Source organism: uncultured Methanospirillum sp. (assembly GCF_963668415.2).
Classification (GTDB): domain Archaea; phylum Halobacteriota; class Methanomicrobia; order Methanomicrobiales; family Methanospirillaceae; genus Methanospirillum.
The window spans coordinates 2043999-2057512 of sequence record NZ_CAXXDL010000001.1 but is presented as its reverse complement, the minus strand read 5'-3'; the positions used below and the strand labels follow the sequence as shown (position 1 = coordinate 2057512).

8 protein-coding genes are annotated in these 13514 nt (G+C 45.4%); 5 read left to right on the top strand and 3 right to left on the bottom strand.

The window, feature by feature from the left end; all coding sequences use genetic code 11:
* Positions 1-85: 85 nt before the first annotated feature.
* A complete protein-coding gene (nudC, locus tag ACHZA2_RS09435) occupies positions 86-928 on the top strand; it encodes an NAD(+) diphosphatase (protein WP_319579513.1) in 843 nt (280 codons plus the stop codon).
* Positions 929-1000: 72 nt separating this feature from the next.
* Positions 1001-1840 (top strand): methyltransferase domain-containing protein, encoded by an 840-nt coding sequence (locus ACHZA2_RS09430; RefSeq protein ID WP_319579512.1) that lies wholly within the window; start codon positions 1001-1003, stop codon positions 1838-1840.
* Positions 1841-2187: 347 nt separating this feature from the next.
* Here the strand turns inward: ACHZA2_RS09430 and ACHZA2_RS09425 are convergent, their stop codons facing one another.
* Positions 2188-3723 (bottom strand): hypothetical protein, encoded by a 1536-nt coding sequence (locus tag ACHZA2_RS09425; RefSeq protein WP_319579511.1) that lies wholly within the window; start codon positions 3721-3723, stop codon positions 2188-2190.
* A 281-nt stretch (positions 3724-4004) separates the two neighbouring features.
* Here ACHZA2_RS09425 and ACHZA2_RS09420 point away from each other — a divergent pair, with 281 nt between their 5' ends.
* Positions 4005-4862 (top strand): hypothetical protein, encoded by an 858-nt coding sequence (locus ACHZA2_RS09420; RefSeq protein WP_319579510.1) that lies wholly within the window; start codon positions 4005-4007, stop codon positions 4860-4862.
* 180 nt (positions 4863-5042) lie between these two features.
* Here the strand turns inward: ACHZA2_RS09420 and ACHZA2_RS09415 are convergent, their stop codons facing one another.
* Positions 5043-5756: a DUF2115 domain-containing protein gene (locus tag ACHZA2_RS09415; RefSeq protein ID WP_319579509.1), complete on the bottom strand. Its 714-nt coding sequence runs from the start codon at positions 5754-5756 to the stop codon at positions 5043-5045.
* Positions 5746-7989: an ABC transporter substrate binding protein gene (locus tag ACHZA2_RS09410; RefSeq protein ID WP_319579508.1), complete on the bottom strand. Its 2244-nt coding sequence runs from the start codon at positions 7987-7989 to the stop codon at positions 5746-5748. Before ACHZA2_RS09410 ends, ACHZA2_RS09415 begins: the two co-directional genes overlap by 11 nt.
* A 795-nt stretch (positions 7990-8784) precedes the next feature.
* Between ACHZA2_RS09410 and ACHZA2_RS09405 the strand changes: the two genes are divergently transcribed.
* Positions 8785-11037 carry a PAS domain S-box protein gene (locus ACHZA2_RS09405; protein WP_319579507.1) on the top strand — a complete coding sequence of 751 codons (2253 nt, stop codon included), beginning with the start codon at positions 8785-8787 and terminating at the stop codon, positions 11035-11037.
* A 60-nt stretch (positions 11038-11097) separates the two neighbouring features.
* Entirely contained in the window at positions 11098-13506 is a 2409-nt protein-coding gene (locus ACHZA2_RS09400; RefSeq protein ID WP_319579506.1) for a methyl-accepting chemotaxis protein, read from the top strand.
* The last annotated feature ends 8 nt before the right edge of the window (positions 13507-13514 follow it).

The window sequence follows — 13514 nt, the reverse complement described above, 5'->3', positions numbered from 1 at the left end:
GGCACCGTTGGGGTTTCAAGAGAGAAGAGCACCCGGTCATGAAGGTGAGTACTTCAGAGATCATCGCATATACATACTGAGTTTCATGGAGCACTATCCATTCTTCGCTGTCACTCCCCTCTTTCCGGTTTACCCGGAACCGGAGAGCCCATCATCTGCACATACACGCTGGATCATGGTCCAGGGTAATTCCGTATTCTTTCAGAGCAATTCAGAACCAGGCACCATCCTCATGCAGGAACCAGTCCCAAAGAACCTGACATCAGGAGATCATGTATACCTTGGCACTTGTGATGATCTCATCTATTATGCTGTTGAGATCGCTCCGGATACATCGATGCCTGCCGGATGGCAGCTCTCAGGGGTCAGGGAGCTTTCAGAAAAGGTCCCTGATAATGAAGTTGCCATAGCCTCGTATGCCGTCCGGATTCTGGACTTTCACAGATCAACAGCCTTCTGTGGCATATGTGGTACTAAAACAAACCCGGTCTGTACAGAGCGTGCACGGATCTGCCCGTCCTGTAGTCGGACCATCTACCCGAGGATCTCCCCGGCCATCATCGTTCTGATCAAAAAAGATGAGGAGATCCTGCTGGCACACTCCCCCCGCTTTCCATCCGGGTTCTATTCAGTCATCGCCGGTTTCAATGAGCCGGGAGAGAACCTTGAGCAGACGATTCACCGCGAAGTCCGTGAAGAGGTCGGAATTTCGGTCAAAAATATCAGGTACTTCGCGAGTGAGCCGTGGCCGTTTCCTGATTCACTCATGATAGGGTTTGTCGCGGATTATGCAGGCGGAGAGATACAGATTGATAAAAATGAGATTGATGATGCCGGATGGTATACCAGGGATACCCTGCCTGAATTTCCATCAAAGGTGAGCATCTCCCGGGCTCTCATCGATGCCTGGATCAGAAGAGAGATCTGATCAGACACTGGTTCTGGTCTGCAAACCTGAAGCAACACAGGAAAACAGTTGTAGTCATTCACAGGATGTCTGATGGATACCAATACCAGAGCATCAATAACCAGTTTCAAATGGCTGATGAACACCGACGGTCCTGAAACCTATGAACAATACATCGTCCCGACATGGATGACTGACTGGACACCTGAACTCATCAAAGCCGGATCTATCGGTCCGGACACCCGGGTTCTGGACGTTGCCTGTGGTACAGGGATTGTTGCACGAATGGCAGCAGAGATTTCCGGACAGAACGGGAGATTTTTCGGGATCGACATCAATGATGGGATGCTACGGCTTGCCAGGAGAACTACAGCAGAGAAGGGCGTAAAATGTGGATTCTATCTGGGGAATGCAACCCGGATGCCATTCTCTTCAGGAGTATTTGACACTGTTCTGTGTCAGCAGGGGCTGCAGTTCTTTCCTGACCGGTCTGCTGCCCTGCAGGAGATGAACCGGGTCCTTACACCTGAGGGAACACTTGCTATCAGCGTATGGGGACGGGCAGAGAAGAGCCCGCATGTGGGTGCCATATGCGAAGCATTCACCAAATACCTTGGAGAGGATTCGACAACGATGTTCAGGGTTGCCTGTTCACTCTCTAATCCCCACCTCCTGCAAAGACTGGTGGAGGATGCAGGATTTTCTAACATACAGATCAGAACTGGGGTGAAGACTGCCCGCCATCCATCACTTGCTGAGTTCCTCCCTGCATACTTCTCTATCTTTCCGGTTGCTGCTCAGATAACAGCAATGGCTGAAGACGACAGGACCCGGATGTTCAGAAGCATAGAGAGTGCTCTTGGACCATGGAAGGAGAATGAAGGTATTGCAGTGCCGACTGAAAACTGCATTCTGACCGCGGTAAAGAGATAATCACCGATCCCACCCCTGGAGATACCGGCATATGATACCCCTGATCCAGGATATCATGTCAGAAGGAATAACCCATATAGAACTGGAAAAACAAAGATCGGGATGACGATCTGCCAGCAAACAAGAAAGAACCAGGCAGCCAAATAGTTACTCTAAGCCCGAGAAGAAGATCAAGTATTTTTTGCCCTCCTTTTTACAAACCAGTTTTTTACATTCCGGTTCTATCCTTTGGATCTTTTACGATAAGCGAGAAGAGTATCTTCCGGAATCATCTCATCAGGACAAAGAACCGGAATAGTAAAAACAAGGGATAAAGGTCTGGCTCTTGCCAGGGTCTGCATTACAGATTATTGTACATCCACAGAGCCTGATTTGTAATATGCCCCGTCCTTGATGTATCTGCTACCTGAGTACGTATTACTTGAGATGTAAGCAGACCTTCCCGGCATCACTGCCTCTACAGATCTGCTAACCGGGGATCCCTGCACCGAATCAACCATCCATCGTCCATCGAGGGATGTTGCATTTGCATCAGTGAAATCGATCACCATCTTTGAGACACCATTGATCCGGGATGTTGACATTGAATTTCTGGGCTTTCCAGCAGTAATGTTGCTGTTAACCCCGGTCTCTACTGAATGCTGGTTATACGTCCCACCCTCTGCCTTCCGCTGTGTTGTTGCCCCTGATAACAGAATATCCTCTGATAATATGGCCGTATTGTCGGCAAATTCACCAAGCACCCATCCATCCATGGTAGCAGGAATTGCTGACTTGTTTGTTCCCTGCTGCACAGCTGATGCTTCGGTCCAACCCTCTGCAAATTCTAAATACGCGAAGGGGTCATCCGGATTTGTTTGCGGAGATATTTTGTAACTAATAGATTTCCCGGTTCCTTTTGTCAGACCATATGCTCCAAAGAGGTTCTTATTATAGATCGCTGCTCCGGTATGATCAAGCGAGGTAACGTCTTGAGCCACTACCTCTTCCATTGACTGGTTGCCATGCACATTCATGTTCTCAGTCGGCCACTCTTCTCCATATGAATTGACCCTGATAGTCGTTCCTGACCCCTCGCGGAGTTGATGATGCCCGAATGATTCATTATCCCCGCTTATCGCATACCCATAATAATTCCCTATCGTGCCATGATCAACCCATAAAAAATCACCAGCATAGTGATCATAGTGGAAAATTGCCGGGGATTCATTTCTGACACCACCCGAAGGGTTCCATTCAAGACCCGGAACTCCCGGGGCAGATACCTCTGAAGAGTTGGGTTCTATCGTATGATATGATCTACACAGGTGATCGATTGATCCGATTTCATTATCACCGGTGACCAGAGCCACCGTCCCGTATTCGTCTGTTTGAACCTCAATTCCAATATTCCCTGAATACCGGCCAGCATCGCTCCACAACTCATCAGGAAGGCCGGTTCCTGCATAGGCAACATACTGATCCCTGCTGATTGCATGACCCTGGAGAAGTATCTTGTCTGCATTCTCAACCTGAACTATTCCAGATGCAACGCATCCATCCGAAGTATTGCTGCTTTGAAGCAGATAACTCCAGTTTGTGGTATCTGTTCCTACGATCTTCAGTTCAACAAATGCATACGCACCTGCAGAGTTGTTTACTTCAACCAGTTTGGTCAGATTCCCGGTCCCATTGATTAATGAGGCCTTCTGATTACTCATATCGAGTGTCTTTGGAATTGCCCTGGTTTCCTGAAACATCGGTGTTACAGAAAGCCCTACCTCCAATGCAGCCTGCGATGAATTAAACGAAGTGTTTTCATTCTGCGATTCGGCAGATGTTCCTGATGAGAGAAAGAGAATTCCAAAAAGGATCAATCCGGTAACATACCATCGTGTACCCATACCCAACACCAATAAACTAATTTTATTACTTCAATTGCATAAAAAATGTTCTCATATAAGGAGACCACATAAGTCAGAATAATGAAAATGGTCCTGAAATATCCGACAGGACACGGGGTCACACCATAAGCTATGGGTAGTCAGGGCCTGTCTGTTCACTGAGTGGGATCTGCTGAACACCGTTTCAATACAAGTATACAGACATACCATCGCAGTTCAATGAAAAACCATCTCCGTTTTTTAATGAGATGCTTTTTTACCGTTACGAATAAACCGGGTACATGGTCTTTTACCCGGATATTTCGAGTCTGTATCAGTACCGGGGCCGGATAGTTCTTCTCCTGATGATTATCGGATATACGGGCCTTTATATCCTCAATATCATTCTGCCACTGGATCTTTGTGTTCCCTTTCAGTACTCAAACCTTACATCCCGGATATGGTCATGGACTGAACTTGTTCTGGGAATGCTGGCATTGTTCATTCTTGCAATAAACCGGCATACAGTATCCAAAAGTGAGATCTGCACAGGAACCATCCTTGGAATAATCAGCGGGATAAGTCATTATCTCATGAACAAGAGCCTGACTGACGGAGTCCTCACCACGATACTGGTCCTGATATGTTATTCATCTGCGGTACTCCTGATTCGATCAGGGACAGGGAGGACGATCATCACCTTTCAGGATTCTCCGGGCACCATTGCATGGCTCATTCTCCTTGGAATCATCATATCGATTCCGTTTGCTTCACTTAACCTTGCGTATTTTTATCTGAATTCCGGGTTGCAGCCCTTTACCGGAGGCATATATGCAGGTATTCTTGCATGCAACCCTGCGATATCAGAAGAGATCATCTTCAGATTATTCCCGGTAATCCTGGTCATTACACTGCTCAGGCATGAGTGTTCACAGCGATCTGCACTCGTGGCAGCGATCTGTATCGGGGTTATACCACACAGCCTGAACCATCTCCCTGACCTGTTCATCACCAATCCGGTTGCAGCGATGAGCATGTGGGTTCTGACTTCACTCCTCTTCGGTCTTCCCCTCTGCCTGCTGCAATTGTATAAGGGATTGCCATCAGCCTGTGGATTTCACTGGTTTGTTGATATGACCAGGTTTCTGTTTGGATATTGAAGGTGTATACGATGGATCAACTGACCTACGGTGTGAAGAGTAATGCGTGAACACCTATTGACCACATATCAGGTCATTCAGACGCTATGCATTATTTTTCTGATTGATTCGAGGAGTAACCGGTCGGCAAAAAGGGGAGATCCTTTTGAAGATCAGGATTCCAGCGCAATGTCATCCGGATCATTCATTCTCTGACTGGACTGCAGGGCAGAAGTTGCAGAGGGAGTACGGGACCTCTTTCTCTTTGTCTCTGATCAGGCAGTAGAAGACCCCATCCTTATCCTCAACTCTGAATCCACCCGGAAACGGCATTCCGACAGGATGCCCTGGTTCTTCAAGGATAAACATCGTGAATGCAGCGATGAGATAGTAGAAGAGCCGGTGCCTGATGGTGTACGGGATCGGCATCCTGCTGACTGTGTCATCCCACTCTGTGCATCCGGTAGGGATGATCTCACAGAATGCCCTGAAGGTCTCCAGATCAGGAATAGATTCGGACATTGTTTTGAACTTTCCTGACCGATGATATGTCATAAGCCGGTGATATCCTCCAAGAATCTGGTCACTCAGGTATGGGCCGACCTGCTCCCGGTATGATCGGGGGAGCCTAATCAGTTCGGTATGAAGTCTGCCACCGATGACCTGCAGATCATGCAGGGTATACCTGGCGACCACTTCGCTCAGGATCTCGCCAAGTTCTCCCTTTGTTCTGGCACGGGAGAGTTTTTTGGAGACCTCAATGGTACCAGCAATATCATCTTCATCAGTCATCTCTATCTCCTTGTTCTGAATTACCAGATTCTGCCCTTGTAATGGATGTCTTCCGCTATCCCCGGTAGCAGAATCAGAGCACACCCGGAAGAGTGAACGGTCTGGGGAGTGATCAGGTACCATGTTTCCACTTACCTTCCGGCACAATAATCTCAAACCTGACACCTTCTCCATGCACTCCGGTTTCTCTGATGGTCGCTTCAGTTATCGCCAGAATCTGTTTTGAAACATACAGTCCGACCCCGGTATGCTTTCCAAATGACCAGTCAAAGATGCGGGGTTTGTCTTCGTTGGCAATACCGACCCCATTATCCTCATATATCACTATCAGGACTGAATCCTGGAATTGTATCCTGAAGGTGATATCTGTCACATGCTCCCCATGCCGTGAAGAGTTCTCAACAAATGTATAGAATACCTTCTCAAACATCGGATCAGCCAGTATTTCCACAGGAACCAGATCAAGGTGCCAGGTGAATTGCACAGTAGGAAGAAGCAGGTGTATGCGGTTGATAATTGTCTCCAGATCCTGCCAGACCGGTTCAGTTGTTCCGATATTCTCATAGACCCGGGTAAATTCTATTTGAGCCTGAACAGATCGTGTCAGATCCATACATGAACGCAGATATGATTGAGTAGGTCCTTCAGAAGTCTCTTCCAGACAAATCTCCAGGTATCCGAGCAGCCCGGTAACCTGGTTCAGGATGTCATGGCGGGTTATCCCTGTCAGGAGATTTAGTCTGATATTCGCCTGCCTGAATGCTTCCTGTGTTGCATGGAGTTCGCGGGTCCGATCGGCAACCATGGTTTCAAGATCCTCATACAGACGGGTAAGTTTCTCTTCAGCGTCTTTCCGGAGCGTGATGTCAGTGAAACTTGCTCTGATCACCTTTGGACCAAGGCTCGGGAGATGGACAATTGTAACATCACAATAGATCTCTTTTCTGTCATACGTGGTTATTCTGCGCTCAAATTGAATAACCTGTCCTGATAAGACCTGGTTGATATGTTCCCGGATGATCGTCGCCAGATTATCATCCAATTCCGTGGCTTTCTCATAAAATCTGAAGAAATCCATGGATAATAATTGATCAAGCGAACATCCCAGCAGATACACTGCTTTCGGATTCGCGTCAATAAACCTGTTCTTTTCGAGATCATACACGATAATGGCATCAGGTGCGTTGTTAATGAGAGTCCGGTACCGTTCCTCGCTCTCCCGAAGAAGGGTTTCAGCAGATAGTCTTCGTCTCCGATTCACGATTAGACCAAAAATAAGCAGAGTTTCAGAAGAGATGATGATGATTATACTTATGATACCTGATGAGTACTTTTCCCAGACCGATTCCTCCCGGTTTACGATAATGCTTTCTTTGGGAAGGGTTGCCGGATCGACACCAAATCGTGAGAGTTCGTTCCAGTCAAACTTGTAAATTCTGATATTTTCCGGGTTCAATCTTTCAGGTTTTGTACCATTTCCCTGTAATGCCTGGAGAGCCAGAGACCCAATCTCCTTTCCATACATCTCCGGACTGAGCAGATATCCTCCGACAATTCCCTTGTTGATATATGTTTCAATTGGCCCGAATATCGGAGCCTGTGCTATGGTATATATCCGGCTCAATGAATCTTCAGGGCTAAAGTGGTTTCCATTGATATCCTGTGCATAACTGATATATAATATCGCAGAATCCCGTGGAATTTTTGATATTTGAGGCAATAGTTCATTGTGAGACTGGTTTATGAGATATGTTACCGGAACAGAGAGATTCATATCAGAGATCTGCTGTTTCAGAGCCTCTAATTCATCAATCTCATCAGGTCCTGATCCGGATATTACATAGATCTGTCTGGTATGAGGAAACAATGAGAGTATTGTCTCAATATTTTTTCCTGTGCTATATCCCTTCTCTGGAACCACCGGGGTGATTGTCAGGTTATGTATCACTCCGGGATCTACATCGCTGATGATTGGGATACCTTGTACAAGTTCCAGGGGCATCCGGGACAACAGATCGATTGCAAGGATATCTTTTGTAATTATTACATCCGGTTTGAGGGCTTGGATCTTGTATCTGAACAGGTCATCTATCTTTGAAAGATACGTCTCATCACGATAATCAGGAATATTCAGGTACTCGGTTACGAATCGTAGGGGAACAGAAGAGTTCTTTTTGAGTTCTTCGTTGATCCCTGTGATAAAAAGAGTCTCATAAGGACTTTTGCCGTCGGTTGATACGAGTAATAGAATCGTTTTGACTGAACTCTCTGAAAAATCTGAGTGCGCCGGATCATCTGATTGAAGAATGAGTTCTGAGGATGCCGGGATTGAAAACAGAGAAACGAGAACCAGCATCAGGATTACTCTTTGGAAAATCACCGAATATGGCATCATGAATCAACGAATACTTGTATCCTCTTTCATTGAAATTATTTTCAGAATATTCTCATGATGATATGTTTTCTAATATTTTATGTGATATGGTATACCAGGATGACTGATACCCCTGGAATGAACCTCATTTTTGGCTTTTTATTCTCAACTATTCCAGAAATTATCAGATCACCTAATTAGGCCATATGAATTGTGAGGGTATTCTCATTACGATGGTATCTTCTGCCTCCAAAAAATTGGTTGGACCGGAATTCACGTGAGAACAGGTATGAAAAATATACCATAAATCAGGATCTGTGACGTATACCGGTATAATACGGGATATATCGGATAATTATACCTGGAAAAAAGAGATCATTTCTGTCCAAATTGCCAAAAGGCCATAATTTTGGTTGCAGGTGGTTCTCAGGTACAGGAATCGTACTGTTCAGCAGAAACCATACTGAATTTGATCACCGAGCTACAGAGTAAACGATACTGGAAAGGGTACAGTGTAGAATACCGGAGATAGAAGTGATGAATCGGTCAGCTTTGGTGATCTTCTCGAGTATTCTACCAAATTAGAAAGGGACTAAAATTTCCCGGATTATATCACGTTGTTCTTTGATCAATATTTCCAAACAGTGTATCAAAAATTGATAGTTGTATATATATATAGTACACATGAAATGCGTTTTGTATTTGATCAAAATGAAAAAACAAAAGAATGCACAGTACAAGCAATGATATAAATAGTACATACGAGAAGTTAATGGTATGGCCTCTTCGACAAAGGAGAATACCACCTCTCAAAGGATTCTCTCTTATCTGAAGGAATGTCCTGAAGGGGCCAATATCATTGAGATATCTAAACGGATCGGCATTGGAAGAAACCAGGTTGCCAGGCATCTGGCTAACCTCAGTCAGGTCGGACGTCTTGATCTCATTACTGACGGGAATAATAAGATCTACCGGCTAGCCCACCGGATACCGTTTCACATCTTTTCCACATACCCAAAGGGGGGAGCGATCGGCTTTAATCGTTCGTTACTTGTCCAGGAAGTATCTGAAAATGCCCTTCGCATACTTGGATGTTCAGAGTCTGAACTCATTGATACATGGATTGAAGACCTGCCTCATCCTCTTTTTCACGAGTTGAATCTGGATTCAATGGCCCGTGAAGTGCTTGATGGGAGGATATCAACTCACCATACCGTTACAGGTCAGATAGGAACAAATTTTTTTGAAGTTTCACTCTACCCCTGTATTTTTGATGACTTAACCAATGGTGTTGCAATTGTCCTTTCTGACCTTTCTGATACTGAAAAAATCATCAAGACAGAGCAACGAGTATCAGACCGGTTTGATGATCTCATGGAGGAGACTGAAGAGTTTATCGTCGATCTTGATGCAAATGACCGGATTGCCAGGGTCAACCGTGCTCTTGCATGCTACTTTGATACTGTTCCTGCCAATCTGATCGGTTTGCTGGGGCTTCCGTCTATCCCACCAGAAGATTTGGTGATTGTAAAACAGACGGCACGTTCAGATCCAACCTCTTCAGATAGTCCATCCACCCCGGTTGAAGTCAGGGTGGTAATGCCAGATGGAAAGGTAAGATACCAGAAATGGCGTGCATATCCTGAAGAGAGGAATGGTATCCTCTGGTCATTACACTGCATCGGTTCTGATATTACAGAAAAAAAATTGCAGGAAGAACGGATCAGATTGTATGAATCCGGATTCGCCACGATAATAGATGAGAGAACGAGTGATCTTCGGGGAATTATTCAAAAATTAAAAGCCCGGATTGATGACCTGCAGAGAATCGAACAGCAGCAGTATTTAACCGAAAGCAGATACTTGAGACTGACTGAAACCATCAGTGAGATCATCTGGGAGACTGGTGAAGATCACCAGTTTACCTATGTAAGCCCGAGGGTTCAGGATAGTATTCGAGAAACACCAGATAACTTAATCGGAAAACACTTCTTTGATCTCATAGACGATACTGTTGGACAAGCCAGAACATTAGATTTTATTTCACTGTTGATATCTGGAAAACCCATTGATCGGATGGTTACACCCATACGAAGCAGTGATGGTTCAACCCAATGGTTTGAGATATCAGGTGTTCCAAATATCGGACCTGACGGAAGTTTCCATGGGTATTGCGGGATAGCAAATGATATTACCAGAAAGGTACTGGAAGACGAGTTAAAAACTGAGATTCTTTCAATTATTGAATCTACAGCACATATTGTCGCAATTACACGTGAAGATGGTTTCTTTACATATCTCAACAAGGCAGGAAAGAAGTTTTTTGGGCTTTCAAAATTATCAGACATTAGCCAGGTCTGTTTCTTCTCTTTTATCCCCAGGGCTGATTATCAGGATTATCTTGCAAAGAGGGCAGAGGCTGCCGAGGCCGGGTACTGGATGGGTGATTCCATCATTATTTCATGTGATGGTACATTGGTTCCAGTATCACAGACCATTCAATGTCACAGACATGAGATATCTAAAAAACCATACTTTTCTACGATAATCAGGGATATTTCTGATCGTCTGGCCTTTGAACAGGAACTTGCAACCGCATATGAATACTCGCGGATGCTTACCGAAGTGAACCCTGATCTTATCGCCACTTTTAGCGTGGAAGGAAAAATCCTGGATGTTAATGCTGCGGTAGAACGGGTTACAGGATTCACCAGACAAAAACTCATCGGTAAAGAGTATTTCCAGTTTTTTAGCGATTCTGAAAAGGTAAAAGATGCTCATATGAAGGTTCTTTCTCAGGGTTCTGCAGTTGAGTATACAACTGATATTGTTCATAAAACCGGAAGAATTACTCAGGTAATCGGGAGATGCGTAGCGTTTAGGGATCAATTCGGGAATTTGAAAGGCGTATTCGCAACTGCCAGAATCATTCAACCTGATTCTGATCAAAAAACCGGAGGGGACCTTCATATGGAACAAAAGGAAAAGCACCGGAAACCTCCTCCCGGTGAAAAACATGCAGATGATTAACGGGCTGGAGGAGCCCTGTCTTCTGCAGGACCATAAGGAGGAACTAGTGAGGTGGGAAAAATGAAAAAAATTGAATTCAAGTCTATTAAAACAAAACTTATTGTATCGATGGTTGCCCTTGTGCTGGTCAGCTGTATCATCCTTGCGTCAGTGAGTGCAATCAACGCACGTTCCACTATGGAAAACGAGATGCACGGAACCTACAATGCCGTCGGGCTCAACTCTGCCGGACAGATGACCCTTATCGTGCAGGAAGGGGTAGATCTCGTTAACATGGTGGCTACACGACCGGCCAGTATTGACCTTCTTTCAACAGAACAGAAATCCGGAGTTAATCAGGAGAAACGAACCACCAGTAATGCCGGGTTTAAAACGTCTGCTGACAGAACCAGTGACGCATTTGGCAATGTCATGCTCGTCAACCTCGCAGGAGATGTTATCTCATCAAATTTACCGGAGAACATCGGAAAAAGTTACAAGGATAGTCCATTGTTTACCGAGGGGGAGAAAGGCAACTATATCTCGACCCCGTACTTTGACGATAAAAAAGTTCCAACACTTGGATACGCCACAAATGTAGTCGATTCTGAAAATAAAACCGTAGGAGTGGTGTTAGTCACTACACCGATGGAAGCTGTGGAGAAGATCGTTCTCGATCCCTCTGGTCTTGGTTCAACTGGAAAAGGAATGCTGATCGATCTCAATCAGGGAGGCCTCATAATAAGTCATGTAAAGGGTGCAGATGATGTATTCCTGAACAAAAAAGCCAAGATAGACATGATCCAGGAGGGAAAACTCAACTACTGGACCAACTTCATGGGTGAAAACGTTCTTGGAAGCAGATATGCAATAAAAGAGAAACCTGGATGGTTCCTCGTGTACATGGAGGATCAGGGAGACGCTCTGAACGATATCAATGCCATGATTATGATGATGATCATTATCACAATCCTGATTATCATCGCCGGAGTAGCATTTGCGTATTATCTTGCCAGGAGCATCGCAACCCCTATCATCGCTCTTTCAAAAGTATCTGATGATCTCGCTCTTGGAGATGTCAACCAGAAGATTACATACTCTTCCAGTGATGAACTCGGAGCTCTGGCTGACTCGTTCAGACGGATGATCGATAACTTTAAAGGAAAAACCGAGGTTGCATCAGCCCTTTCAGTGGGAGATCTGAACGTCACAGTCCCGGTTGCATCTGACAAAGACTCTCTTGGTCTTGCCATGAGTCAGATGAAAGATACCATTACCGGTATGGTAACCACTGTCAAGCGTATTGCAACAGCTGCAGAGGCCGGACAGTTACAAGAGAGAGGAGATGCAACCCGGTTCAACGGAGAGTACCAAAATATCATTTCAGGCCTGAACAACACCCTTGATTCAGTCATTAACCCGGTAAATGAAGCAATGAGGCTGGCCGGATCGTATGCAGACGGTGATTACACAGATCGGATCGATGAAAAACTCGTAGTGAAAGGAGATTTCATCCCATTCAAAGAGGCCTTAAACCAGATTGGTGTCGCTGGAAGTATTGCGATCGGTGGAGTGAAGAGCGAGGTAGAGAGTCTTACTGCCGGAATGGAGGAGACAAATGCCAGTGCGGAAGAAGTCTCAAGTGCTACAAATACCGTGGCACAGAGTTCTACCGTGGTAAGTTCCCTTGCAGAACGGAGTGGCAACGGGATCGTACAGTCACTCAAAGCAATGGAAGATCTCTCCAATACCGTGACAGATGTTGCAACAAAGGCTGAGCAAGCTTCAGTACTAGCCAAACAGACCGTTGACCTCTCAGAAAAAGGTGCCAATCTTGCCGGGAAAGCAGAGGCAGGGATGGAAGGGATCATGCAGTCGGTTGATGAAACAAGTGAGATCATCACTGACATCACCAGCCAGATGGAAGAGATCGGGAAGATTGTTGATGTAATCACCGGTATTGCAGAGCAGACCGGCCTTCTTGCTCTCAATGCAGCAATTGAGGCTGCCCGGGCTGGTGATGCTGGAATGGGCTTTGCAGTTGTTGCTGACGAAGTCAAATCCCTGGCTCTTGAGTCTCAGAAATCTGCAGAAAATATCGCTTCAATCATTGGAAACCTGCAGAAGAAGTCACAACTGGTTTCAGCCTCAATGAAGACATCTGCAACTGAAGTCAAGGCAGGCAATTCTGCAGTTACTGAAACACTTGAAGTTTTCACCCAGATTGTCAGGGCAATTAATGAAGTTCACCAGAACATGATGGAGGTTGCCGGAGCTACCGAGGAACAGGCCGCTGCAGTTGAAGAGATCACTGCAAGTGTCCATGAGGTCGGAAGTCTGGTGCAAAAAACAGCAGAAGAAGCAGTAAGTTCAGCAGCTGCAACAGAAGAGGTTACTGCCTCAATTGATCAGATCTCAAAAGCAATTTCTGATGCTGCTGTTTCTGTTCAGAAGATATCTGAAGAGATGAATAGGTTTACAACAGCCTGAAGGGGCAT